The sequence below is a fragment of the Dendronalium phyllosphericum CENA369 genome, assembly GCF_016056275.1.
GTDB lineage: Bacteria > Cyanobacteriota > Cyanobacteriia > Cyanobacteriales > Nostocaceae > Dendronalium > Dendronalium phyllosphericum.
In genome coordinates this window covers 71,564-97,896 of the sequence record NZ_JAECZA010000214.1, presented here as the reverse complement: position 1 = coordinate 97,896, position 26,333 = coordinate 71,564, and the positions used below count along the sequence as shown (strand labels likewise).

Annotated in this window: 24 protein-coding genes, 1 tRNA gene and 1 pseudogene; 11 read left to right on the top strand and 15 right to left on the bottom strand. The window is 41.2% G+C overall.

Features of this window, described 5'->3' with window-relative positions; genetic code table 11:
- Positions 1-219 (bottom strand): annotated as a pseudogene (locus tag I8752_RS23760) (IS701 family transposase); the annotation flags it as partial.
- A 159-nt stretch (positions 220-378) separates the two neighbouring features.
- Here I8752_RS23760 and argJ point away from each other — a divergent pair.
- Positions 379-1,695 (top strand): bifunctional ornithine acetyltransferase/N-acetylglutamate synthase, encoded by a 1,317-nt coding sequence (argJ, locus tag I8752_RS23755; protein ID WP_214434710.1) that lies wholly within the window; start codon positions 379-381, stop codon positions 1,693-1,695.
- 104 nt (positions 1,696-1,799) lie between these two features.
- Here argJ and I8752_RS23750 read toward each other — a convergent pair whose 3' ends face one another.
- Positions 1,800-2,186, bottom strand: a complete 387-nt coding sequence (locus tag I8752_RS23750) for a hypothetical protein (RefSeq protein WP_214434709.1) — start codon at positions 2,184-2,186, stop codon at positions 1,800-1,802.
- A gap of 1,355 nt (positions 2,187-3,541) precedes the next feature.
- Positions 3,542-4,093, bottom strand: a complete 552-nt coding sequence (locus I8752_RS23745) for a YciE/YciF ferroxidase family protein (protein WP_214434708.1) — start codon at positions 4,091-4,093, stop codon at positions 3,542-3,544.
- Positions 4,094-4,367: 274 nt separating this feature from the next.
- Here I8752_RS23745 and I8752_RS23740 point away from each other — a divergent pair, with 274 nt between their 5' ends.
- Together I8752_RS23740 and I8752_RS23735 are read left to right on the top strand one after the other, a co-directional pair.
- Positions 4,368-5,048, top strand: a complete 681-nt coding sequence (locus I8752_RS23740) for a HEAT repeat domain-containing protein (protein ID WP_214434707.1) — start codon at positions 4,368-4,370, stop codon at positions 5,046-5,048.
- 75 nt (positions 5,049-5,123) lie between these two features.
- Complete coding sequence (locus I8752_RS23735; RefSeq protein WP_214434706.1) at positions 5,124-5,690, top strand: phycobiliprotein lyase; 567 nt, start codon at positions 5,124-5,126, stop codon at positions 5,688-5,690.
- A gap of 194 nt (positions 5,691-5,884) precedes the next feature.
- Here the strand turns inward: I8752_RS23735 and I8752_RS23730 are convergent, their stop codons facing one another.
- Positions 5,885-7,363: a site-2 protease family protein gene (locus I8752_RS23730; RefSeq protein ID WP_214434705.1), complete on the bottom strand. Its 1,479-nt coding sequence runs from the start codon at positions 7,361-7,363 to the stop codon at positions 5,885-5,887.
- 189 nt (positions 7,364-7,552) lie between these two features.
- On the opposite strand from I8752_RS23730, the gene I8752_RS23725 reads away from it, so the two are divergent.
- Entirely contained in the window at positions 7,553-8,287 is a 735-nt protein-coding gene (locus I8752_RS23725; RefSeq protein WP_214434704.1) for an MBL fold metallo-hydrolase, read from the top strand.
- Positions 8,288-8,377: 90 nt separating this feature from the next.
- On the opposite strand, the gene ctpA is transcribed toward I8752_RS23725, so the two are convergent.
- Positions 8,378-9,622 (bottom strand): carboxyl-terminal processing protease CtpA, encoded by a 1,245-nt coding sequence (ctpA, locus tag I8752_RS23720; protein ID WP_214434703.1) that lies wholly within the window; start codon positions 9,620-9,622, stop codon positions 8,378-8,380.
- A 366-nt stretch (positions 9,623-9,988) separates the two neighbouring features.
- On the opposite strand from ctpA, the gene petB reads away from it, so the two are divergent.
- From petB to I8752_RS23690, 6 genes are all read left to right on the top strand, one after another.
- Positions 9,989-10,636 carry a cytochrome b6 gene (gene petB / locus I8752_RS23715; protein ID WP_214434702.1) on the top strand — a complete coding sequence of 216 codons (648 nt, stop codon included), beginning with the start codon at positions 9,989-9,991 and terminating at the stop codon, positions 10,634-10,636.
- 264 nt (positions 10,637-10,900) lie between these two features.
- The gene (gene petD / locus I8752_RS23710) at positions 10,901-11,383 is read left to right on the top strand and encodes a cytochrome b6-f complex subunit IV (RefSeq protein ID WP_214434701.1); all 483 of its coding nucleotides are present in this window, start codon (positions 10,901-10,903) and stop codon (positions 11,381-11,383) included.
- A 439-nt stretch (positions 11,384-11,822) separates the two neighbouring features.
- Entirely contained in the window at positions 11,823-12,272 is a 450-nt protein-coding gene (locus I8752_RS23705) for an ATP-binding protein (RefSeq protein ID WP_214434700.1), read from the top strand.
- Positions 12,273-12,708: 436 nt separating this feature from the next.
- Positions 12,709-13,710, top strand: a complete 1,002-nt coding sequence (locus I8752_RS23700; protein ID WP_214434699.1) for a GDP-mannose 4,6-dehydratase — start codon at positions 12,709-12,711, stop codon at positions 13,708-13,710.
- A 9-nt stretch (positions 13,711-13,719) separates the two neighbouring features.
- The gene (locus tag I8752_RS23695) at positions 13,720-14,886 is read left to right on the top strand and encodes a glycosyltransferase family 4 protein (RefSeq protein ID WP_214434698.1); all 1,167 of its coding nucleotides are present in this window, start codon (positions 13,720-13,722) and stop codon (positions 14,884-14,886) included.
- Positions 14,887-14,981: 95 nt separating this feature from the next.
- Positions 14,982-15,353: a hypothetical protein gene (locus I8752_RS23690; RefSeq protein WP_214434697.1), complete on the top strand. Its 372-nt coding sequence runs from the start codon at positions 14,982-14,984 to the stop codon at positions 15,351-15,353.
- Positions 15,354-15,475: 122 nt separating this feature from the next.
- Here I8752_RS23690 and I8752_RS23685 read toward each other — a convergent pair whose 3' ends face one another.
- The 5 genes from I8752_RS23685 to I8752_RS23665 form a co-directional block, all read right to left on the bottom strand.
- Positions 15,476-16,627 (bottom strand): glycosyltransferase family 4 protein, encoded by a 1,152-nt coding sequence (locus I8752_RS23685; protein ID WP_214434696.1) that lies wholly within the window; start codon positions 16,625-16,627, stop codon positions 15,476-15,478.
- Positions 16,628-16,972: 345 nt separating this feature from the next.
- On the bottom strand, positions 16,973-18,610 hold the full coding sequence (locus I8752_RS23680) for an MFS transporter (RefSeq protein ID WP_214434716.1): 1,638 nt from the start codon (positions 18,608-18,610) through the stop codon (positions 16,973-16,975).
- A complete protein-coding gene (gene recO / locus I8752_RS23675) occupies positions 18,597-19,520 on the bottom strand; it encodes a DNA repair protein RecO (RefSeq protein WP_214434695.1) in 924 nt (307 codons plus the stop codon). Before recO ends, I8752_RS23680 begins: the two co-directional genes overlap by 14 nt.
- A 79-nt stretch (positions 19,521-19,599) precedes the next feature.
- Positions 19,600-20,280, bottom strand: coding sequence for a deoxyribose-phosphate aldolase (gene deoC / locus I8752_RS23670; RefSeq protein ID WP_214434694.1), 681 nt, complete (start codon positions 20,278-20,280; stop codon positions 19,600-19,602).
- A 150-nt stretch (positions 20,281-20,430) separates the two neighbouring features.
- Entirely contained in the window at positions 20,431-21,627 is a 1,197-nt protein-coding gene (locus tag I8752_RS23665; protein WP_214434693.1) for a DNA cytosine methyltransferase, read from the bottom strand.
- Positions 21,628-21,824: 197 nt separating this feature from the next.
- On the opposite strand from I8752_RS23665, the gene I8752_RS23660 reads away from it, so the two are divergent.
- Positions 21,825-22,442, top strand: coding sequence for a restriction endonuclease (locus tag I8752_RS23660; RefSeq protein WP_214434692.1), 618 nt, complete (start codon positions 21,825-21,827; stop codon positions 22,440-22,442).
- A gap of 159 nt (positions 22,443-22,601) precedes the next feature.
- Here I8752_RS23660 and I8752_RS23655 read toward each other — a convergent pair whose 3' ends face one another.
- From I8752_RS23655 to rsfS, 5 genes are all read right to left on the bottom strand, one after another.
- Complete coding sequence (locus I8752_RS23655) at positions 22,602-24,062, bottom strand: YcjF family protein (protein ID WP_214434691.1); 1,461 nt, start codon at positions 24,060-24,062, stop codon at positions 22,602-22,604.
- A 103-nt stretch (positions 24,063-24,165) separates the two neighbouring features.
- Positions 24,166-24,242 (bottom strand) — tRNA-Met (locus I8752_RS23650).
- Between the two features lie 47 nt (positions 24,243-24,289).
- Positions 24,290-25,243, bottom strand: coding sequence for an asparaginase (locus I8752_RS23645; RefSeq protein ID WP_214434690.1), 954 nt, complete (start codon positions 25,241-25,243; stop codon positions 24,290-24,292).
- Between the two features lie 89 nt (positions 25,244-25,332).
- Positions 25,333-25,833 (bottom strand): CGLD27 family protein, encoded by a 501-nt coding sequence (locus I8752_RS23640; protein WP_214434689.1) that lies wholly within the window; start codon positions 25,831-25,833, stop codon positions 25,333-25,335.
- Positions 25,830-26,288: a ribosome silencing factor gene (gene rsfS / locus I8752_RS23635; protein ID WP_214434688.1), complete on the bottom strand. Its 459-nt coding sequence runs from the start codon at positions 26,286-26,288 to the stop codon at positions 25,830-25,832. Before rsfS ends, I8752_RS23640 begins: the two co-directional genes overlap by 4 nt.
- Between the last annotated feature and the right edge of the window lie 45 nt (positions 26,289-26,333).

Genomic DNA, 26,333 nt, shown 5'->3' with positions numbered 1-26,333 from the left:
TAATGATTGAGCTGAGTTTATACTTACAGCTTTTGCTATCTCTGGTAATGATTTTCTTTTAATTGCTGACATTATCCCTAGGTGTAAATATTTGAAGCACTCATAATTCCTTACTTCTTTAAATAGCTCTTTATACTCTGCACAATATTCATCTATGATCGTAACTGTTGGGTGAGGATCTCTTGCCAAATGTTTGAGGATTTGTAATTCTACATCCATTGCTCTACTTACCTTCCAGAGCTTTTTCTTCTATTCCTTTTATTCAGAATACTCGGAAAGTGACAGAAGAGGGGTAATTAGCTAACAAATCAATAATTAGATGAATAAGACTTGGTATAATCGCCAGTCTAGCGGCTAAATAGTTTTAAGGAAAGAAAAATGGCAGACTGGCAGGAAATTAGTGGTGGGATAGCAGCCCCAAGGGGGTATCGGGCGGCAGGAATAACCGCAGGACTGAAACCTTCAGGATTACCCGATTTGGCCTTAATTTGGTCGGATGTAGAGGCGATCGCAGCTGGTGTATTCACTACGAGCCAAGTTAAAGCCGCCTGCGTGGATTATTGCCGCCAACGCTTACAAGCTAAACATAGCGCTCAGGCAATTCTTTGCAATGCCGGACAAGCAAACGCCGCTACAGGGAATCAGGGCATTCAAGATGCACAAGAAAGTGCAAAGTTATTGGCGCGTGAGTTAAATATTTCGCCGGAATTAATTCTGCTCGCTTCTACTGGCGTAATTGGTCAACGTATTAAAATGGATGCCTTGCGGAATGGAATTCCTAAACTAGTGGCAGCACTTTCTGAAACAGGCTCAGATGCAGCAGCAGGAGCGATTATCACCACAGATTTAGTCACAAAATCCATTGCCCTAGAGACAATTATAGGCGATCGCCCCGTGCGGATGGGTGGTATAGCTAAAGGCTCTGGGATGATTCATCCCAACATGGCAACCATGCTGGCATTTGTTACCTGCGATGCAGCTGTTTCACCAGGTCTTTGGCAGCAAATGTTAGCAAGGGCGGCCGATCGAAGTTTCAATTCTATCACCGTCGATGGCGATACCAGCACAAACGACAGCTTAATCGCTCTCGCCAACGGTCAATCTCGTACCCCAGCAATTACCGAGGTAGGCGCAGAAGCAGAAAAATTAGAAGCAATGCTAACAGCAGTTTGCCAGCATTTAGCAAAAGCGATCGCGCGCGATGGTGAAGGTGCAACCTGTCTAATTGAAGTACAAGTCACAGGAACCCATGATGAACTTTCAGCTCGTCAAATAGCCAAAACCATCGCTGGTTCGTCTTTAGTCAAGTCTGCAATCTTTGGACGCGATCCCAACTGGGGACGTATCGCTGCTGCTGCTGGTCGTGCAGGTGTACCTTTTGAACAAGAAAACCTGCGTATTCAGCTAGGAGATTTTTTAATGATCGAGAACGGTCAACCTTTGCCATTCGACCGTGCAGCAGCGAGTGCATATTTAAAACAAGCTGCGGTTAATTATCCCTTACCTGAGGATTTTGTTGCTACTAATAACAGTAATGATTTGTCAGGCGATGTCCGCAGCGCCATCAAGACTCAACGACTAGACAATCCAGTTATCATTGCAGTTAGTGTTGGTAATGGCTATGGTTCTAGTAAAGCTTGGGGTTGCGACTTGAGTTATGACTACGTGAAGATTAACGCAGAGTATACTACTTAAGTCTTCAGGTTTTATAATCACTAGATACTCCGGAATCGGATGGGCTACATTCAGCACTTCCCGCACCAGAAAATGCTCGTCCATTCTCTTTTTCAAGTTATCGATTACTTATGATTAGGAACTTCTGCCCCCCGACAGACAATTTCCATAGAATTAGCTTCAGGAGTACCAAGCTTGAGGGACATCTCTCGCTTAGTTTTATCATCGCGCGTCAACTGCCCAGTCGAGTTGTAAAAAGATAATCTTGTTGAAATTAATTTATGCTGACCGCAGGAAGCACGAAGATTTGTTTGTGTCATCCCGTCACCATGCTTCTGTATAATGACATATTCTGTTCCTTTAATTGATGCCAAATCTAGTATGACTGGTTCGCCATTACTACCAGAGCCTACTTGAATATAAAGATTGTTATTAATTGTTTGGGCGCTTGCTGTGCTGCTAAATGAAAGGATTATCGTTGCTACTACACCACCAAATCTCTTGAAAAACATAAACTTAAAACTGAAAAACTATATACTCTTTTTATTCATAAAAACTTAATTATTGGTGCGGTAAAACTACTAAAATTTACTTTATTAGAGATACAAGAGAAACTAATAAAATTAGTAATTATGTCTAGAAAACTCATTTTTAAAGCTACAATGAATGCTATAGTATTTTTTAAACCTTGCTGCATTAGTGGATGAGTTTGCCAATTTATAACGGTTTTTTAACGATTTCAACCCCAATTCATCCTGCATTTATGCAATGCATTTTTTTACATACTTCAAAATAGTTTTAGCCAATATAACTATTTAAATTTCACAAAATTTACATTTATTAGGAATGTGTAGACCCAAAGCGGCTTGTCGTCAGACATCGCTTTCCGCAGACGCTTTTATTGCTACTAGGAGAGAAAAATACTGTGTTATATCGTGTCCGCCTAATCACTTATGATTACAATCTCTCCTTTGTCCCTGCGTCCCCGTGTCTTTGCGTCAGTCTAAACAGTAAGTCTTTAACCGGACATGATATTAACTCTGAACGCCAAACAAAAAAACCGTAGTTGGACTACTACGGTTGATTTGAGTCGAATACTGAACTCTTATCTTCTATGAAAAACTAGTGTCTTACAACTTCAGCTTTTTACCTGTCGGTAATCTCTTTGGAACTATAGTCTAACCGCTTAAGATAGTTTCGTCATTACTTATTTAAAAGATTGAGTTTAGTGCAATATTCATCCAAACTAACCTGAGATGTTATTTGTTGGGTAGGCTTAACAAAGTTATATGAGCAAAAATAACCGTAATCCTACGTAATTAATTAAATTTTGAAATACCTTTATACATAGATCGACATCTTGAATTGTTAAAATAAGCACTATAGTATTAACTAAAAAATTCAGTAAATTAAATAAAATATTTTGTTGTGCTTACAGTTTTTTCAAGCTTTTCATGTCTATATTTTTAGCCAATTTATATAGATATAGCCTTTGTCCTGTCTAAATAAATACCACTAGTAGTAGACAACAATAAAGCGATCGCAGAATTTACCACACTACTAAAAGAAAACCCCGCTCAAAAATCGGGGTGAGATTTGCGACAATGTTGTGGTTATCCCACTGCATGAAATCCTTAAGAACACAGCAATTATCAGGATTCAAGCAAATCTTAACTTGTTTATTGAAGTATTCTTTCTCTCTTACTATGTATATGGTTGTCTATCAATAGTCTCAATACCGTTTCTTTGTAAAGCTGCGCCAAATCCTAGCTTTTTTCAATACAAAGGCACGTAGAGGTTATCTCAAGAGTAGAAAAGCCACAGCATTACATCTGTGGCTTTATTGATTCAAATAAATATTTAGCTTTTAGCGAGACTTACTAGTAGCAGAACCTCCTGCCGACTGTGCCTGTTTAAGTAACTGTGGCATAGATTGCTCAAGTTTTTGAGCAGTCTGCTCTTCTTGCTGTAAATTTTGCCGTAGCAGTTGCACTACTTGATTGTGCCCCAACACCTCAGCATTCATTATCAACCCACGATAGCTGATAATCTCTAACTGTTCGACCTTAGCCTGCTCTGCTGCTAGTGCCAAGTCTACAATTGTCGGATTATCGCTAGCCAATAGCATTAATTTTTGACCATCACTGACAAGACCAGCTGCTGCATCGCAATTAACCCGCTGTGGTTGCTGCCCCAAAGTGCTAAAAACCTGCTCTAGATTCTTAATTTGCTGCTCGGTTTCCCGAACATGGGTTTCAATCAAGGATTTTAACTGGTTATCTCGACAACACTGACACATCAACTGTTGTGCTTCCAAGAAGCGAATTTCAGCATCAAGCATAGTTCCAATTTTGTAGAGGAACTTATCTTGCAAGTTTGTGATTTTTTTTGTACCCGGACGTTCGCTGAGTTGAACCATTTTTATTCTCCTCAAGGTTTCAAGCTGTATTTGAGAGTTGCACCTTTAACCTACGTTCGCCACCTAAGTCATCTCTTCATACCTGAGGCACAGCTGAGTGTTAATTCTGTCTGCTAAATAAAATACATAAGCATTCTCAAATAATTTAATAGTACTTGTTTATACATATATATGCTGTTCGGGAATGCCACCCAACTCTTACGACATTACAACAACAGCCTTATGAGCGAATCAGGTAAAGTAAAGATCAGTAAAGAAGATGCTTTGAACCAAAATGGCTGCTCTACCCTTAGAGGAAATATCTGTTCAGTTAGAAAGTCCGAATTTACGCGATCGCATGGTAGCTCTTGCCAGTCTGCGTGATGTAGCCCCTGAAGATGCAGTACCTTTAATTAAAAAGGTGTTGGATGATGAATCTCTGCAACTGCGCTCTATGGCAATATTTGCCTTAGGAGTTAAGCCAACGGCAGAAAGTTATCCAATTTTAATGAAAATTCTAGAAACAGACCCAGACTATGGTATCCGCGCTGATGCTGCCGGTGCTTTAGGATATTTGGGCGATGTTAGAGCCTTTGAAGTGCTAGCACGGGCATTTTACGAAGATACTGATTGGCTAGTACGCTTTAGTGCAGCTGTGTCCCTAGGTAATCTTAAAGATCCGCGCGCTCGCCAAATTCTCATTCAGGCTTTAGATAGTCAGGAAGTAGTGTTGCAACAAGCTGCAATCTCCGCGCTAGGAGAAATTGAAGACGTTGAGTCTGTAGATAATATCCTGCGCTTTGCCGAATCAGATGATTGGTTAGTGCGGCAACGTCTTGCAGAAGCTTTAGGACATCTTCCTACCCCCAAAAGCGTATCAGCTTTGAAATATCTGGAAAAAGACGTTCATCCCAACGTCGCTGAAGCAGCAAGGATTTCCCTCAAGAGGCTAGAAGAAAAAAGCGATCGAGCTTAACTCAGTATCTCCTGCTATTTTTTAAGAAATAATTTAGTAGGATTTTTAGCATTTAAATGCAGGATAATTTCATTTATGAATATAAAAGAGTTTTTTGATTTGAGTGCTGGTAAATGGTTTTCCCATCGTACTAGTCACCATTTAGCTTTTCAGCAATTTGAAGATGGTAAGTCAGACATCGTTGTTGAGATACTAGCAACAGATCGTCCAGAGGTAATCAAGCTATGTCAACGATACGAAATTTCTCCTAGTTCCGCTGCTTGTAGTGCCAAAGTAACCTGGAACGAGATAATGGAAGGAAATCAAAAAAAAGACAGTGGTTCTTCCGTGCTAGTTTCAATACCTGATGTGGATAATCCCAATGAAGGCAAATTTCTTCAGGAAATAGGTTCTACCAAGGAAACCTCTATCATTGGACGTTACAAAATAGGCAGTGATGGCGCATTAACTCTAACTACAGAGTACGAAAATGTGTCGGCTGAAGAGCGTTTATGGTTTGCTAGCCCCAATTTACGTATGCGCGTGCGTGTATTGAAACGTTCTGATGGCTTTAGTACCGCTTCCTTCACTTCTGAAATTCGTATGGGTGGCATTCCATCAACCAAAAAAGTTTCAGAGACAGCTAATTCAGCTGCAAGTTAGTGTGACAAAGAAGGTAGAAAAGAGAGTGAGAGGAAGGCATCGCCTGGGAAGGGGCAATTTCATTGCCTTTCCTCCTTACCCCTAACTTGAAAGTGCTGAGTGCTGAGTGCTGAGTAAAAAGACTAATATCTAGTCTCCAGTCCCATTTTCATGCATAGCGATGAAAGTTTTTTTATCGGGACTGCCTTGTTACATTAAATTTGCAAGAAGTGGGCGATCGCTTGCGGTAATGGTAGTACAATCATCACCAACAAAGCCATCGCCATCAAGCCTAAAATGTCACGTCCGTTATTCAATTCAGTAACGTCATTCAAGGCAGGTTCGTCAATTAAGGGGATGAACAATAAGATAATCGCCCACACAAAAAACTCTGGCTGAACTAAAGAAAGTAGTAGCAGCAACAAGCGGGAAATTTGCCCAATTGCAATAGCGGTTCGTTGCCCAAACATCGCATGAACAATGTGACCGCCGTCTAATTGTCCTACAGGCATCAAATTTAAGGCTGTAACGATTAGTCCCAGAAAACCAGCTACTGCTACTGGGTGTAAATCAATAGCTGATGTTGTTGTTAACTGACTGCCTAATGCTAACTTTGAGAGTAGCGCTAGTAAGATTGAATACTTAGGATTGAGAGCATCAGGGTTCAACAGCCCAGTTTTTTCAGTTAAAGGAACCACATGAGAATTAGCCAAACCCCATATTAACAAGGGTAATGTAGCGACAAAACCAGCAATTGGCCCGGCAATACTCACATCAAATAAAGCTTTGCGGTTGGGAACGGGACTACGCATCTGAATAAATGCACCAAAAGTTCCCAAGAAAAAAGGCATGGGGATAAAGTATGGCAGTGTAGAGCGAATTTTATAGAACCTAGCTGTCAAATAATGACCGAGTTCGTGGATGCCTAAGATAGTCATTAGTCCTAGAGCATAGGGCAGTCCTTGCAAAAGCACAGTTGGGTTAGATTGTAGTTTTGTCGGATCGATACCAGCTATTCTTGCCCCAACCATCGTAGTGGTTAGTAAGGTGGCGAATACTAGTAGTAATGCTAATCCTGGTCGCGTTAACTTTTCTGGTTTACCTGTGTTTGCTGCTTTAGCCGCTTGGGTGTTGGGAACAAGTACAAAAAAAGGTTTGCCATTAAGACCTTCTTGAAAAATCACCAAAAAGCGATCGCCAAATTCTTTTTCAACATTTGCTTTAATCTGTTGATAAGCTCTAGTTGGTGTGGTTCTCAACTGACCCCGACACACTACGGCTTGGGGTCTGTACTCTATATTTTGGATGTAGTAAACAGACCAGGGAAAACAATTTCGCAATTGGGTTTCTTCCGTTGGTTCGATGGGGCGCACGGTTACTGGTTCTGCGGTAGGATGGATAGCCGATTGTGATTCAATAGCTTGGGGTTCAGTTTGTGTATCTCTTGGCGCTTTACGCCCCAATTGAAATAACAGCCAGTATAACAAAAGACAGAAAATGGACGGCCAAACGATCAGTGATGGTGGTGGAGGTTGTTTTGCCCCATACATTAGCGTCCATCCGCTCAATAGTAATGCTGGTGTCATCAATACCAACCACAACAACCAGACTGGAGTCCGGGTGATGTTAGCGACGCTACGCTGCACCATTAAATAAGTAGCTAGTCCCAGTAGGAGAAGAAACCAAAATGTCATGATCTTCAATGATTTTGAAAAAACGTCCTACTCTTAGTGACAGCACCACAGCTCTCACTACAAGGCAGACTTTAAACCCACTTTTCCCCGAACGGTTAACAGCACTTGTTAACTCTCAATTATAAATTCTTCAGAAGTCAAACTCTGTAACCAAATTGTTCGCAACTCCTCAGTTTCGGGTTTTTCCTCATGTGTCCCCTACCTCAACAGCCAAGTCAGACAGCCAAGCCACCACGGACTGTACTCTTTTCCAAAGTTCCGAGCCAAGGAAACCTCCAATCAGATTCCACACTAAACAGCATCTTTGCCTTTCCACCAAATCGGGACACATTAGGAGGAACGTCTTACTTCATTGTAAGAAATGAAGGCAATATCCTCATAGATTGCCCGGCTTTAGACCAAACCTATCAGGATTTTTTGCGATCGCATGGGGGCGTGCGTTGGTTATTTCTTACCCATAGAGGTGCTATTGGTAAAACAGCAGAAATTCAGCAAGCTATGGGGTGCGAAATTCTCATTCAAGAGCAAGAAGCCTATTTATTACCAGGATTAACCGTAACCAGTTTTACCCAGGATTTCAATTTTACTTCAACTGCACAAGTAATTTGGACACCTGGTCATTCTCCTGGTTCATCTTGCCTATATTACAGTGATTTTGGAGGTGTACTGTTTTCCGGACGACATTTAGTTCCCAACCAGCAAGGCGAACCAATGCCGTTACGGACAGCAAAAACATTCCATTGGCCAAGACAGATTCATAGTCTTCAGTCTCTGCTAAAACGCTTTACACCAGAAACTCTCCAATACATTTGTCCGGGTGCGAATACTGGTTTTCTCAGGGGCGAACGCGTCATAGATAATGCTTATCAGCGCCTTGCCTCTCTGGATTTACCAGCTTTGCTGCGGATACAGCCTCTTTTGTGAGTGCTGAGTGCTGAGTGCTGAGTTAAAAGTTAGAAGTTAGGAGTTTTTATTCTTAATTCCTAACTTCTCGCTGTTGACATTCTGAAGTTTTTACAATTTTTTCGCCATTACCGAGTTAGTCTTTAACTGTTCCAACGCTGCTTGATACTGTAAATCCGCTTCTGTAGCAATCTGTTCGCGGGTTATAGGTTCTTGGGCGATTGCTGTATCTGGCTTAATACCTAATTTATTAATATCTCGGTGCTTCGGAGTTTCATATTTAGCAATTGTGACTGCCAAGCCAGAACCATCAGATAATTCAAACAAGGACTGAATTAAGCCTTTGCCGAAGGTGGTTTCACCTACCAAATGAGCACGACCATTATCTTGTAGCGCGCCAGCAAGAATTTCACTGGCACTAGCAGTTCCTTGATTGACCAAAATGACTAAAGGATCGTCTGTCAAGGCTGGGCCGAATGATTCAAAGCTACCTTGAATACCTTGCCGATTTACTGTGTAGACTATAGTACCGGAATCTAGCCACAGACGAGCAATTTCAATTCCTGATTGCAATAGTCCGCCAGGATTATTTCGCAAATCTAGAATATAGGCAGCAGCGCCTTTTTTTTCTAAACTAGAAATAGCATGTGCCAATTCCATTGAGGCATTGGCATTAAATTGACTGAGGCGTAGATAGCCAACAGGCGTACCTTGTGGAGATACGCGTAATTCTGCCACAACAGGGTTAAGAGCAATGCGATCGCGTACAACTCTAACTTCTGTTTCTCCCTCTCCGTCTCGTTCTATTAATAGCGTAATCAGACTACCAATAGGGCCGCGCATTCTGGCTGCTGCTTCGTCGAGAGTGAGATTTTCTGTAGAGATGCCTTCAATTTTGATAATGCGATCGCGCGGTCTAATTCCAGCTTTATCGGCTGGCGAACCCACTATGGGAGACACAACTTCCAACCTTCCTGTCTGGGGATTAAGGGCTATTTGTAAGCCCACTCCAGTCAATTCTCCAGAGGTATTCACCTGCAAACTGCGGTACTGTTCGGGATCTAAAAAGCGGGTAAAAGGGTCGTCGAGGCTTTTAAGCATCTTCTGAATTGCCCCGTAAGTCGCTTTTTGGTCGTTAAGCGGCTTTTCTAGAGCTTTTTGCCTTACTTGTGCCCAATTTTGATGATTAAACGTCCCATCTAGATAAGTACGATTAACAATTCGCCAAACCTCTGAAACGAGCTTTTGTTCCTGCGTCAAAGCTGCTGCGGGTTCCATCAATCCGCCCAGCGCCAAGCAAAAAGCTATTAGTAGTGAAAATCCTAGCCGGAATATTTGTTTGTCCATGAACCCCATTTTCAAGTCCACCTCAACCGAAATTGCCTATAACTGCTCAATTAGCTTGTTGTTGATGAAATCTATCTCTCGATTATGTTACTTTTTTTATAGAAGTGGTGCATTGTTCTCATCAACTTGCGAAGGCAATTGATGCTAATGCATCGCGTTCAACAAACGATAAGATCTACCTTGTGTCCACCATTTTTTGTGTTGGGTTGCAAAGTAACGCAATATATTTCATATTGGCAGAGTGTTAAGTTTTTTTAAACTTTTATCACTTTGAAAGCTTAAAAGCAGACGAACCAACTCATCTTTATGAAAATCCCAAAATTGCCAATTGGGAGCTCGAACAACCGCATCCGATTTTTAGGAATTTGAGATTGTATGGCCAACGTTTACGACTGGTTTGAGGAACGCTTGGAAATTCAGGCGCTCGCTGAAGACGTAACCAGCAAGTACGTCCCTCCCCACGTCAACATTTTTTACTGCCTGGGTGGAATTACCCTAACTTGCTTTCTCATCCAGTTCGCCACTGGATTTGCCATGACGTTTTACTACAAACCAACAGTTGCCGAAGCTTACTCTTCTGTGCAATACATCATGAATGAAGTGAGCTTTGGTTGGTTAATTCGCTCCATTCATCGCTGGTCTGCCAGCATGATGGTGCTAATGATGATTTTGCACGTCTTCCGGGTATACCTCACAGGTGGTTTCAAAAAGCCCCGCGAATTGACTTGGGTAAGTGGCGTTATCTTAGCTGTAATCACTGTTTCCTTTGGTGTAACAGGCTACTCCCTACCTTGGGATCAAGTTGGCTACTGGGCGGTGAAAATTGTTAGCGGCGTACCCGAAGCAATTCCTGTAGTAGGCGTTTTGATTTCCGACCTTCTACGTGGTGGTTCTAGTGTTGGTCAAGCAACGCTAACTCGCTACTATAGCGCCCACACATTTGTGCTACCTTGGCTAATTGCAGTCTTCATGCTGTTCCACTTCTTGATGATCCGCAAACAAGGAATTTCCGGGCCTTTGTAATCTAATCAGCTCAAAAGCGAAAAGGCAACAGCAGTCAGTTCCAAGATTGAGTTGTTTGTTTTAAACTTAGGGAAATTAGTCATAAATGACTTAATTAAGTTACCAATAAAACAAACACTCATAGTGTTAGCTGAAAGCTGTAGACACCCTAGGGCGGCTGCCAAACAGACCTAACAGCTGTGCTAGTCGCTCTTTAGGGTCGCCTAATAGCTGATAGCTTTACAAATGCTTTAACTGAATTTAAGCAGGAGAGCGCATTTAAAAATGGCAACACAGAAAAAACCCGATCTGAGCGATCCTACACTAAGAGCCAAACTTGCCAAAGGTATGGGCCATAACTATTATGGCGAACCGGCTTGGCCTAATGACCTATTGTACGTATTTCCTGTGGTAATTATGGGTTCGTTCGCTTGTATAGTGGCTCTAGCTGTGCTAGACCCGGCGATGACAGGCGAACCAGCTAATCCTTTCGCTACGCCATTGGAAATTTTACCAGAATGGTACTTGTATCCTGTATTCCAGATTTTGCGATCGCTTCCTAACAAACTTTTAGGGGTGTTAGCAATGGCCTCTGTGCCTCTGGGATTGATCCTCGTTCCCTTTATTGAGAACGTTAATAAGTTCCAAAACCCCTTCCGCCGTCCGGTAGCGACTACAGTGTTCCTATTTGGCACTCTCGTCACTCTCTGGTTAGGTATTGGTGCTGCTTTCCCATTAGACAAATCTTTGACCTTGGGACTTTTCTAAATTAGTCACCACAAAGAGTTTTGACACCTGTGTTTCAAGAGCATATTCAAGATGTGCTTTTGAAAGCAATCAACAGGTGTCAATTTTAATAGTGCATCGGATTTTTAAAATTTAAAGTTTTGGATGGAAAGCGATTGCAAAATCTATAATTATCAAAAGACAAAAATATCAGATTTTTCACTGTAGCTTAATGTAATTTGCTAGTAACGCTACGCAAAATTCAAATTACCTATTTTAAGGCTTTATCAGCTTTAGAAATGGTGTCATGATTTCCGTCGCGCACTAGTTATAATCTTAGGAATGCCAAAATCGACTATGTTTTGTATTTTGGTAGAAAAAATATGCCAAATTAAGTTTTTTAACTGTCAGAGAAATTTTGCTAAGAGTGCAAAATTCTATAAATAGCAACTTGGGTTTACTTATATTCAAAACACGGTCAATGCTTAGCATAGTGCAGCAAGACCATCTAACGGTGAAGAGCGAACTTAAGCTTCTAAACCAAGTACAGCAATGGTTTGAGCAATTTTGTCTGAAATATTTATCTCAATTTGGTTGGTCAGAAGGACAACTTTATCGCCTCAACTTAGCATTAGCAGAAGGCTTTACTAATGCAGTCCGTCACGCTCATCGTGCTTTACCACCGGAAACAACTATAGAAATTGAAGTTAGCCTGTGGATAGATCGGCTAGAGATCAAAATTTGGGATTATGGAAAACCTTTCAATCCCAATGCGATCGCGGAGCCGGAGCCAGGTACTCTACAAGTAGGGGGTTATGGCTGGTTTCTATTGCGGCGCTTGGCAGATCGTGTTGTTTACGAACGCAGTGATGACGATCGCAATTGTCTGCTAATTGTCAAATATGCTCAAGAAAGTCAAAATAATTCATAATTAAAATCAGTGGCGGCTTGAACTGTCCAATGATTGGAAACCAAGCTCATTAAAAAATTTAGTGGTGGCTTGTACCCGTTTTTTAATTAAGAATTAGTAATTATTTGGTCAAAATCAGAAAGCAGGCATAAAACTAATTATTTTTGCATATTTATACGGAAATATACTTATTTATTTCGTCCGTGAAAGCTACTTTTTTTGTATAAAAAATATATACCCAATCCAGTAAAGTCAGCATACGAGTTGCAGTCGATCCTTTGCTAGATTTGGCAGCAGGTAATATTAACTTTTGTTGAGGCACGCCTGACTAAACTTAGTGATGGTGTTGGGGAATAAAACTAGCATTTCCAGAGGCCTGAATTACTCAAAGCAATTTTGTGTTCTTCAATAAGAGTCGTTTTGTGCTGACGCAAACAGAGGAGATAGCAGACAAGATATGACTAAAACAGCTCTAATTACAGGAATTACTGGTCAAGATGGCTACTATCTCAGCCATCTACTCCTCAATCAAGGTTACCGGGTTGTAGGTTTAATATCGCCGTATCGACAACCGAATTTAGCAAAACTGGGAGATTTAGCAACTAAAGTAGAAATTTACACAGTTGATTTAAGAGATAGCGAAGCGCTTTTGACAGCAGTTGAACAACTGCACCCCCATGAAATTTACAATTTGGCTGCTCCCAGTTTTGTACCTGATTCCTGGAAAGACCCCTTAGGAACTTTAGATTTAATCGCAGGTACTGCTACTCGGTTATTAGAGGCAGTACGGCAAACTGGTTTATCTACACGCTTTTATCAAGCTAGCAGTTCAGAAATGTTCGGGGATGTATCCTGTTCGCCTCAAGATGAAGAAACCCCCTTTCGTCCCAAAAACCCCTATGCAGCAGCGAAGTTACAAGCTCATTGGACAATGGTGCATCACCGACAGCGCTATGGTTTATTTGCCTGTAGTGGAATTCTCTTCAATCATGAGTCTCCTTTACGATCGCCTCAGTTTGTCACCCGCAAAGTTTCTTTAGCAGCCGCAGCCATTAAATTGGGTTTCACTGACACTTTAGAAATGGGCAATTTAGATGCTAAACGAGATTGGGGTTTTGCTGGTGATTATGTTAGAGCTATGTGGCGAATGCTGCAAGTTGATGAACCAGAAGAATACGCAATCGGTACGGGTAAACTACGCAGTGTTAAAGAGTTAGTTTCTACGGCTTTCGAGTGTGTAGGATTGGACTGGCAAAAATATGTAGTAATTAATACTAAATTTCTCAGAGCAGACGAACATTTTCAATTAGTCGCCAATCCAACGAAAGCTAAAAAGAATCTGGGTTGGGAACCTCAAGTCAGCTTTGAGGAACTTTTAGAGAAAATGGTACAAACAGATGTGGAGCGGTTGCAAAATGGTATGGTCGCGCCCGTCGCTGCATCCTCTCTAGGAGTATAAAAAACATCAATGCTAATTGGTACAGTGGGAGAAACCCTCAATTCCAGCCCTAATCCGAACAAAAAAGCCAACCATGTGTTCGTATTCCTAGAGATTTTTGCCCGTGAAGGTGGTATTCAATCCTATGTCAAGGATATTTTTCGCGGATACTTGGGGTTGAGCGGAAGCTATAAAGCGGAAGTCTTTTTGCTACGAGATAGTTCTGGCTGTTCAAATCCTTTTGAGTCTGAGAATTTAAAATTTCATTACTTTCAAAATCAGTCCTCTCAACTAGGGAGAGTGAAAATGGCAGGAGTTCTACTTAAGTATCTCTTGCAAAAACGCCCCCAGCATGTTTTCTGCGGTCACATTAATCTAGCAGTATTAATCCAAACTCTTTGTCAGCCTTTAGGGATTCCCTACACCGTCTTAACTTATGGTAAAGAAGTTTGGGAACCGCTCAAATATCAAGAACGCCGTGCTTTAGCATCAGCGGCAGGAATTTGGACAATTAGTCGCTACAGCCGCGATCGCGCTTGTGCTGCCAATCATCTAGACCCCAACAAGGTTAAAATGCTTGCTTGTGCAATTGATGGAGATAAATTTACTCCTGGGTCTTTGCTGCCAGAGTTGGTCGAAAAGTATAACTTAACAGATGCTAAGGTGCTAATGACCGTAGCGCGACTGTGGTCAGGAGATATTTATAAAGGCGTGGATGTGACTATTCGGGCACTACCTCAAATAGCTGAAGTTTTCCCAGAGGTGAAATACTTAGTCATTGGCCGTGGCGACGACCAACCGCGATTAGCCCAGCTAGCAACAGATTTAGGTGTAAGAGATCGCGTTGTTTTTGCTGGTTTCGTACCCACAGAAGAACTAATGGCACACTACCGCCTTGCTGATGCCTATATCATGCCTTCTCAAGAAGGTTTTGGCATTGTTTATTTAGAAGCAATGGCTTGTGGTGTGCCGGTGCTATCTGGTGACAACGATGGTTCAGCCGATCCTTTGCAGGATGGGAAGCTGGGATGGCGAGTGCCGCACCGCAATCCAGATGCAGTAGCAGCAGCTTGTATAGAAATCCTCAAAGGTGATGACCAACGTTGTAATGGTCAATGGCTGCGAGAGCAAGCGATCGCCAATTTTGGTATAGATGCTTTCCAACAGCAACTTTTGTCTCTAGTCAAGAGTTTATAGTTCCAAGGTTTTTCACTGTTAACTTATTGAGCATGGACTATTGACTATTCCTTAAACTCGCTATCCTAGAAGGAGAGCAAGACAATATTTAAAAAATGAGCCTTAAATCTTTGCAGTTAAACCTTGAGAATCTTCGCCCTTTGCTCACTGTGTTAGCAGTTTTCTGGTTGCTGGCATCGTTAGGCTTGGGCTGGTTAGTAAATTCACTGTTAATTATTTTTGCATTGCTGCTGTTAGCACCTGCGATCGCCTTCTTCGGGTTTCGCTGGTGGCTGCAAAAAAACTTGGTTAGCGATGCATGTCCTGTCTGCCGATATGAATTTACAGGTTTAAATAACAGTCAGTTACAATGTCCTAATTGTGGAGAGCGAATTTTAGTACAAAAAGGTCATTTTCAGCGCTTCACACCAGATGGCACAATTGATGTAACAGCAATTGAAGTACCAGCAAAATCACTGGAAGATTAGCTTTTAGATAAGTTACCAATTGTAAAATTTCTACTAGAATTTGCGATCGCTCTGCCTAAGATGTGGGCAAACCTATTCTAGGGTGAAATCAAAGGGGCGATCGCACTAACATTCTAAATTTGCTACGCTCCCCAAATTAGCGGTACGGGTTGTCGCTGTACTAAAACTTGCCTATACAGTTCTTCTAAGTGAGTAATATTCTTACTCAGGGTATAACTCTCTAGTACGCGCTTTCTGGCTTTTTGTCCTAACAGAATTGTTAATTCTGGATGGTCTTGGAATAATGGCAAAAGAGTTCTTAATTGCGATCGCACTGTCTTCGGATTCAGAACTACCCCTGCGCTTTTTTCTAATACTTCTCCATCTGCACCTACATCAGTTGCTAAACAAGCTAGTCCACATGCCATTGCTTCTAACAGAGACAGAGATAAACCCTCAACTAATGAAGGTAAAATAAATACATCTGCACCCCGTAAAATTTCGATACGTCGGTTTTCATCAGCTACAAATCCCAACCAAATAACGCCTTCTTCCCATCCATAAAATTGCTCTAAAGACGGCTTTAAAGGCCCATCACCGACAATCAGCAATTTGCTGTCAACCCCCATATTTGACTGCTTCCAAGCACGTAGGAGGGGTTCAATGTTTTTTTCTGGGGCTATTCGACCTTGGTAGACAAACAAGCGTTCGGCTTTGAATTCTGCTTTGACTGTAGAAAGCCCAGGAGAGTATTTGACAGTATCCACGCCGTTGGGAATCACAGCTATATTTTCTTCTTTTACACCCATACGTGCCAATAATTCTCTCTGAATTTGGGAAAATACAATGACGCGATCGTAGTTACCCAAAAAAGGTGCGTAGAGTTGATAAGCCAAAAGTTGTGTTCCCGATATTAGCTTTGCCCCTTTCCCTGCAAATGGTGTATGGAAAGTGGCAATTAAAGGTAAGTTTAGTTCTTCACAAATTTCCGGTAGAACAAAGTCCAGAGGAGAAAGTGTTAAGGATGCATGGACTACATCTGGCTTGATACGGCGCAGGGATTGCGCTAACACTTTGGTCGCTTTGAAAGTAGGAATTGTGTAGACTTGAGATTTATAAATAAAAGGTAGGGGAACTTCTTGACAATTTGGCCAGTTATCAGGTTCAGATTCTTCTTGAGCAAAGTGAAGAAAGCTAACTTGGTGTCCCCGGTCTAGTAAGGCATTAGTAATTTCCCGACTATAGGTGACATTGCCACAAAAGGGTGATTTTTTTCCAATCCAGGCTATACGCATTCTTTATTGGCTATTCAAAAAGCAAATTTTGATTTTATTTATACAGTTTCGTATCCTTGATTATTCTTGTTTTTATCCTGTTGCACTCATGGCTTTTTATTTACTATAAAATTACACAAAACCAATCTATTAGCAAACTTTGTGCTGCTTAAATTAGCAAATTTAGAGCTAATTTCGTCTATCTAATAACTAGCTTCTGGTTAGCCATTGATAAAACTTTTTCTAGTTAATATCAATGTCTAACCAGCAAGTCTGCGATATATTTTTGCTGGCATCAGTTTACCACGAAAGTAATAACTTCAATTAAGAAGTATCTCCAAATAGTGAATAGTAAATTTTGTGTTACTAATCACGGGAGTTATACCAAGTTAAGATTACTCCTGAAAACACGATCGCAGCTAATCCTAAAAATACCGCTTGTAATCCCACAAAGGTTTCTGCTACACCTGCCAATGCTAGGGGCAAAGATAGAGCAATATTAATTACATTGTTTTGCAAACCGAAGACCTTACCCCGCATTTCTGGTGGGGTTTCTGTTTGGATTGCTGTCTGCATGGGAATACCCACTAGTGCCCCAAAGATACCTAGTAGCGTTACTAACAACAGGATTATCCATAACTGTGTAGTAAAGATAGAAAGACCAACTAAAGATGCTGCCATACCTATACAACCGTATAAGCTGAGTTGCCTATAGGAGAAGCGCTGACCGAATTGACCGAGAATTGTTGCCCCAGCAGCAATACCAACACCACCACATGCTAATAAAAAGCCAAATTGGGAAGCTTTTAAGTTAGGAATTATTTCTGCCATCCGAACGGCAAGAACAGTTAATGCTGCAAAGACAGAAAACAAGATAATCAGTTGCAATAAGGCATTGCGGATGTGAGGATTTGCTTTGAGGTAGCCAAAACCATCGCGTAAGTCAGAAAAAACGTGAGGAAATTCTGTTTTTTCGTCGTGGCGTTTTTCGTTAGTCCTTAAGAGTAATAAAACGATTCCAGCGATCGCATAACTGCCACCCACTAAAATTTCCTTGCCCAGTGCATTATTACCACCAAGTTGCAGCCAAATTGTATCAGCCATTGCCAACAACGGTTCTCCAACAGCAAACCCTACAATCACCGATGCCATCATCGTTGTCGTGTACAGGGAATTAGCCGAAAGTAAGTGCTGTTCTTCCACCACTAAAGGAATTGCTGCTTGTTCTGCGGGTGCAAAAAACTGCGTCAGTGTGGAAACCAAAAAAGTCACACCCAAAATGATCGCAAAACCAACTGGCAACAATCCCATAGGTTTCCAATCATGAGTCAACCACAACAAAAAGGGAATTGCTAAAACCAAAATGCCGCGCCAAGCATTCGATGCTACCAGCACAGCTTTTTTCGACCAACGATCTACAAACACACCAGCTACAGAACCGAATAGTACAGCTGGAATGGTGAAAGACATCATCAATGCTGATACCCAACCACTAATACTTTGATTGCCTGTCTGAAACTGACTGTTAATTAAGGCAATCATTAGCACCAAATAAACTTTATCTGCCAGTTGGCAAAAAACTTGACCACCCCAAAGAGCTAGAAAATTCGGGTTTTTTAATACAGGTAAAAACCCCTGTTGTTTGGCATTTTCTGATATTGCTTTTTTACTGGAACTAGATACATCTAATGTCGATGGTTCTTTGTTTGCAATAGCAGCTACTGGCAAATTCCCATTGCTATCTGCTTCAGCAGTAGTTGGCAGATCGTTGGATTGTTTTTCACATTCGGTGGAAACATCGCTTTTTGGGGTTTCCGATGTTCGATGTTTATTGTTTGTCGAAACATCTCGTGGGGACATTTCGTGACCATCGATCTGACTATGTGTAGATTTGGTAACAGCACTTAAGTGATTTGTAACTGTAGGCGCTGATGCCCGATTCTGTTTTTTGGCGTAGCTTGGTGACAAAGGTAGGATTTTTGTATCCAAATCAGACGGTTGCATCATGGTTGGCAGCAAAATAAGAGTCGATCAAGGTAGCGGAGCGAATAGGACGACCTAAATGATACTGAGCATACTGGCGCAAAATCTGCTCAACAGATAACCAGCCATCGTCTTTGGCTGCACTAATTTGCATTATCTCTGGTTGTGACAGTTGTTGGAACATGGCCAGTTCTGTAGCATTCAGGCGGCTAGAAATCGCTGGTATTTCTTGCCTATGGGCAACTATTTGGTAACTAGATATTTGGGGTAATTGGTTGATGGGGTGATTGGCTGAGAGAATGGGTTTTGAATTCTCCCTATCTCCTCCAATTTTCCCTTCTGTTCGCAACCGTTCCCAAGCATCTAAAGAAACCGTTCCACCCGCAGATATACTAAATCCTACCTGCCAGTTGCGATCTGTAACATCTGGCCGTAGGGGTTGTTGGGTTAGGCAACAGACTTGCACCTCAGGTGTCAGTCCTGCCAATGCTAAAAGGTGAAACACTGCATGGGCTAAGTATGCATAAATACTAAATTTATCTGTCTTAGGTAATATCTCTAAGCGATGAAGATGTTCGTTTAGTAATTCGTATAGTTCTTCTTGAGGTTGTTCGCTCAAAGCCTGACACAGTACTATTTCGGCTAAATACTGACTTGCAGAGAGTTTTGCTAAATTTTTAGCTAAACCTGGATAAGTTTTTAGTGTTTGTGCTTGAGTAATTTTATCAAGCGATCGCCCTTTGGCAATCAGCAGTTCATTGACAACAAACATGCCACTTCTACCGCCTAGACTGGAGTTGTGCTTGCGTGACCCCGGCGCAACTGCTCGAATCAAACCGAATTCTCTTGTTAAAATTGTCACTATCCTGTCCGATTCTCCCAGCGCTTGAGTTTTGAGATTAATTCCAGTTGCTTTATAAGTTCTACTCATTAGTCATTAAGTCATTAGCTATCTTGTCAGTAGCCAGTGCTCAGTAATCAGACACAAACAACTGACAACTGACAAATGACTATTCACCTTTTTCCAGGTTATCGCGTTGGCGAATCAGGTCGATACTGCGAGACGTACCCAATCTAGTAGCACCTGCCAGAATTAAATCTAAAGCTTGATTAAGAGTGCGAATACCTCCCGATGCTTTAATTCCTACCCTTTCTCGTGCTACTTCTTTCAACAGTCGCACGTCTGCCACAGTAGCACCGCCATTCCAACCCGTACTGGTTTTTAAGAATGCCGCCCCTGCATCCATAGATATTTCTGCTGCTATTTTTTTTTCCGCATCTGTCAGCAGATTAGTTTCTAAAATTACCTTGACTGTTTGCCCAGTCTCTTCACAAATTTCAGCAATCTCTCGATGCACTTGTTCGGTTTTACCAACTTTTAATAAGCCTAAATTGATGACTACATCCAACTCAGTGGCTCCATTTTCCACCGCTTCTTGAGCCTCATATAGCTTGACTGCTGAAGTTGTTGCCCCACTAGGAAAACCAATGACCGTACAGACTTTTGGATTCTTACCGTGGAGAAGTTCTGCTGCTTGCTTGACATGAGCGGGATATAAACAAACTGCCGCAAAATTATATCTGTCTGCTTCTTCACACCATTGCTCAACCTGCTCTGGAGTAGCTGTTGGCGTTAGTAAGGCGTGATCGATGAATGGCGCAATATCAATGTCTGGATAGTCTGCTGCCATCGTTTCTTTTACCAGTGATTGATTATTAATCTTTATAAAAAATTAAGACATTTCTTATATATATATTAAACCACATTTATTACGAGTTTATCTTGAAAACAAGCTAGCTAGTTTAGTCTACAAAACAATTTTGCTGGTATTCCGGTTTAATTAGGTATTTAATTTGACTTTAATTACTGGTACTTTAGACAACTCAGCAGTATTGTTCTGACTGGTTACTAAAAAATCAAGAATAGTTTGAGCTAAGGTCTTTGATGCCAAATAGGGTACGCCATTACCAATAGTTTTAAACATATTGGTGAGTGAAATATTCTCTGGAAGTACAAAATTTTTAGGCAAAGATTGTATAGCTAAAGCCTCGGCTACAGAAATTCGGCGGATTTTGTAGGGATGTAAATGTACTTCATTATTGCCATAGCAAGCTGTTGGAGAGTAACGCCATCTATGCAAACGTTTGAAGGACTTTTTAGAATCATCTCCTTCATCAACAGTGGCAAATCTTGTGATACCTGCCCTTGGTTGAAAATAATGTTTAGCATTGGAGTGATTTAGTACATCATTTTTTCTAAACCAGTATTCAACTGTGAGTTCTTGAGGAATACCATTAGGACAAGGCAGTATAGAATCTTCTTGAAATGGTTCGGACTTTTGCCAAGGATAAGCAAACACTTTTTCTTGAGGATATAAAATCCGGCTATTCCAATCAAAAAAACTTTTAGATATTAGCTTGTCGTTACCAATTTTTCTATTTATGTCCTTGATAATATTACTTCGGAAACCAACAAGAATAATTCTTTCTCTATTTTGAGGGACACCATATTCAAGAGTATTAATTAACCGTTCTATTAATATATAGCCTGCTTGCTGTAGTTTTTGTTTCAGTGATTCAAAAAATAAACGATGTTTGGTTGTTTTCCACAAACCTTTAACATTCTCAAATAAAAAAAAATCTGGAAGATTATGACAAATTAATTCTATATAAGCACCTGAAAGTTTCCCGTTGTCACCTAAATGTCCTCTATTTTTCCCACCAATAGAAAAATCAGGACAGGGAGGCCCGCCAATAAAACCAATAATATTATGAGATTTACGACAGTCTTGTATTAACTCCCAAAGGCGTTGTACTTCTGAACCTTCGGTAAGTTTAGTTACATCTGCTGCTTCCCCTTCATGATATCCGTATTCTGGCGATGGGAAGTTGAGAACTTCTCGTGAATAGCGGTATGCTGCCATGAATGGAGAAAAAATTTCATTGACATAAACAATGTTAAAACCGCTAGTTTCAAAACCTAAATCAAGGAAACCAGAGCCAGCAAAAAAAGAGAAAATACAAGGAGAAATAGCCATTTGTTTACTATTAATTTATATGTTTTGATATTTATACCAATAATGAAATGCATAATTTATCTCAACCGATCAACTAACCTCTACAATAATACTTGATAAAGTTTCCCCCAAATAACAATTTTTGCAGTAGGCATTTTTTTAAATAAATAGGATTATTAAATAATCCTATTTATTTTTAATTATTTTTAATACAAGACATGCAAGAAAATCAACCTTCAGCTAAAAAATACGAATATTATACTAGGCAAATTCTTAATGATAATAGAATCCGAAAATATCTTGAAAAATACTTTAATTTATATGAATTAAGAATAAAACCTGAAGAGCAACTTCTAGGTAAAAAGACTAAAACTAAATGGAAAGTAGATGCCTATGGACATGATATTAATAATCATCTCATAGTAATTGAATGCAAACATTATAAAAATAATATTAAGCAAAGTTTAATGGGTGCATTTGCTTATACACTTCAAGATTTAAACGCAAAAGGTGGTATTTTTATAACTAGCACTGGCTTTCAAGCAGGCGCAATTAAAATAGCCAAAACTGAAAAAATCAATTTATTAAAAATAGATTATAATTCAACAGATACGGATTTTGTTGTTCATTTTAGTTCAAATAAAACACAACCGAGTCACGCTATTGCTGCATTCACTGACCAACTTAATGGAGTTAGTGGCATGGATGGAAAAATGGTAGTAACACAGTATCCATTAGACGAAGCACAAAAACAGCTTCAACAAAGAACAGGTAGAACACAATTTTCTTCAGATGAAATAAACGAAGAAATAGCAAATATACTTAAAGAAGTATAAGAATGTTTATAACATTATGATTGGTATTGCCTACCTTAATAAACTCTTAGGATTTTTGCGTCTTTGTGCAAAATTATCCTAGTTTTCTACCAAACTACTTTTTCAGCCTCATACAAAGATGCAAAGACGCTAGAAAATACTTAGCGCCTTTACACGAGATTATCCTATAGCCTTTTGAGCACCAACAAGTTCAACCTGCTGCGCTTCTGGTAACAAACGCTTCACACCTTGTTTAACAAAACCTTGCAAAAAAGCAATCTGCTGATTTTGCTGAAACACCTTGTGCAAAGTTTGCGGCAACTTGTCCAAATTCAAATTGCTATCAGAAGCGATCGCTATTTCCTGCTGCTCAAAATACTCAATTAAACTTAACCCTGCTACTCTGGTGAGATAAGCTGCACTAACTCCCTGTACAACGCCGCCAGCTACAAAGGTGATGGCATTACTTTTGAGGACAGTGCTAACAGCTTTTGTAGAAAGTTCTACTAAACCTAGCTTCACCATCAAACTTCCCATTGTTCCGGCTACTGTTTGCGCCTGTTCTAGGGAAAATTTCTGCTGATAAGTATTACCCAAATCCATTACCATCTGGGCGTTAATTGCCGCAGTTGCGAGGATATCAAGCGCTGGTACTGGGTTGGCAAAGGCAGCCGCCGCAGCTATCCACTGATATTGTTCGATAACTGGGGTGGCGCGATCGCGTCTGGTTCCATTCAACAGATTTTTTGCTTCAGCTTTTAGCAACCTCGCCTTCCTGAAAGTAGTTGCCCACACTAGGTATTGTCCCTGCTGTAGCAAGACTTCACTCAACTGCTGTGTTAACTGCTGAATGTCTGATGCTGGTTGTTCCATCCACTCTTGTACGGAACCATCAGCCTCATGCTTCCGTACTTTGATAGGAACGGGAGAGGCAGCAGTCGCAACTACATTGTTCTCCATCCGCTGTTTTAATGACAGCAATACGCTAGCACGTTCATCTGCTAAATACTGGTCTTGTTTGTTGAAAACCAAGATTGTTGGCTGATTTGCGGACTTTAGCTGCTGTAAGGTTTGAAATTCTGAGTCTGTCAGATCGCCATTTGTCAGAAATAGAACAAAATCAGAATGATTCATTTCTACTAAAGCAGCTGTATGCGATCGCTCGTCTACTTCTGTGAATAAAGGTGCTGTTTCATAGAAGCTAACTTTTTGCTGTATTCCTTGCTGCCAGTTAGATAGCACTTTAATCAAAGTGCTTTTACCCACGAATTTCCCGCCTGTAACAGCCAGCTTAATTTCTTGCCTATCTAACTCTAAAACCAATTGAGCAACTTGTTCTCGTAGTGCTGCCAAGGCTACATGGTTTTCTGCCTCTTGTGCCAGTTGGTTAATAACAGTTTCAGCTTTGGCGATCGCACTCTCCACTGTTGCCCGATCTGTAGGCATACCATCTAGCTTGTCTAAACTGCGTTTCGGGCGATTTTGCTGGAATAACCACAAACCACCACCCACAGCCAAGGCACTCAATAAACCAAATTCACTTAGCTGCACTATTGAATGATGCCAACTTTGTAATATCCATAGGGAAAAGGACAGTCCCAATCCTCCCACTAAAATCGGTCGCTGCAACTTCACAACCATGATTCTCCGCGCTTTTTGGAAGGTTTCTACTCCAGAATAGATCAAAAATAAAACAAAACCCCGCAACCTTTACAGATTGCAGGGATTTGCATTATCTTCTACTTGGTGGCGGGAAGTGGATTTGAACCACTGACCTTCGGGTTATGAGCCCGACGAGCTACCAGGCTGCTCTATCCCGCGTCGCTTGTTGACTTTTCAAGTGTAACTCAAACTTAGAAGTTTGGCAACTATAACAGCGATAATTCTCCAACCACTTCTAAACGCTTGTATTTACCCAAAGTCATAAACTTTTCTGCCAAGCTTTCTGCCACGCTAGGACTAATCCAACCCATTTGCTGGAGTAAATGGATAGCAACGGCATGTTTTGCCCGCTTTGCTCCATCCAGAACTTTAATTGCTAATCCCATACCCTCACCAAGTCTGCCAATGCACTGTACTCCTTCAGCACCAGCTTTACTTACCAATTCCCCAGGAGTTAAGCGCATCAGTTCTGTATCGAATTCTCCATCTCCTGCTACCATAGCTGGGTGATGAGTCATGGCACGGACTATGCGTTCCATATCTAAATTGTTACTGGAGGCCAGTAGTGCGTACAAAGATGCCATTTGGCCGAGTTGCATCAGATAAGTTGGTGCGCCGCAGTCATCATGAGCGTTAATAAATTCTTCCGCTGGCATTCGTAGCAACTCAGCGACTTTACCCAATATTAATTGTTGTACAGGGTGCTTGCGATCCAAGTAATTATTTAAGGGCCAATGTCGCTGTTGACACACGGCCAACATTCCCGCATGTTTCCCAGAGCAATTATACTCCAGAGGACTGCGTTTCCCCTGAGGAATTGGACACTGGAGTATAGTCGGGTCGAGATCGGCCCGCCAGAGAATATTAAATACTTGTCGTACTTGCTCGATTGTTCCCTGATGAGAACTTGTAATAATTGCTAAGTCGCGATCGCTAAGGTCATAGCGTTCCAGTGTGCCTGTAGTGGTGACTGCCAGTGCCTGGAATGGTTTGAGCGCTGAACGGACAAATGTAGCAGTTTCAGAGTTTCCGGCAACAGTCAGAACCCTTCCCCGCTCATCGCAGACAACAGCCTGGACTATATGCCTCGATTCAATAACACCTTCTCGCAGCAACCGGACTTCCAGTGCTGTGGCTTGAGTTCGTTTTCCCATTGTCATGGGTTAAAATTTATTACTTTTTTATTAATTGTCATTTGTTAGTTGTCAATTGCCAGTAGTACAAACGACTGACAACTGACACTAACTATTTAAAACAAATGCCAAACTATAGTACCAGTAAGTAACAATCCAGCCAAGCCAGCAAAGGTAAATTGCAGTCGTCGGATAATTGGTTTGATATCGTATGCCACAATTAAGCGATCGCGTGTGAGAACTTCCTGGGGCTTTGTCCAAGTTTGACCGTCATACCAGCCTGATTCTTCATAAAATACAGTCATACTATAGAGGCGATCGCGCACATACTGCCAGCCTAAATATAACCGCACTAGGGTAAGGACTAACCCTACACTTGCTCCTGCTGCACCACAGAGAATAAAATGGGCGATATTTTTATGAATGGGAAAACTGGCTGCTGCTACAGGCCCTGCTACTAGCCAGGATAAACCCCAAATCCAAAGCATTTTCGTGATGTACTGCCGCCAATTTAAGGTGCAATCACGAAACAGCCAAGAAGTTTTTAACTCTTCGTACTCATTGAGCGGTTGTTGGTCTTTTGGAACTGGGCAATTAGAAACCGAAGACCTAATCATGTTGGCTTACTCCCACCCTCATCAGATTTTGGAAAGGGAATGCGTTCTGCATGAATCCAGAATGCTTCTAAATTATAAAACTCCCTTTCCTTCGGCATCATGATGTGAACTATAACTTCGCCGTAGTCTTGTAACACCCAACTTCCTTCAGCCTTTCCTTCTGTCCGCAAAGGACGGCGCTGCCACTCTTTTTCTACTTGTGCTTCAATTGCTTCGGCGATCGCCCTGACTTGTACTCTAGAATAGCCAGTCATCATTACAAAGTAATCTGCTAGGTAAGAGACATCGCCTACCTTCAGCACTAAGATATCGCCCGCCTTGCGGTCTGATGCAGCCTCAGCTATAGTTACAGCTAAATTTCCACTCACCTCATTTTCAGCTTCTGGGTTTCTGAGCGCACTCTTTGTCACTGAGACAGATTTTAATGGGAAATTTCCTTGGAAAAAATCAGACATTCAACCTCAGGTGCTTTATCCCTTTTGTTACAGTTTTTTACAGTT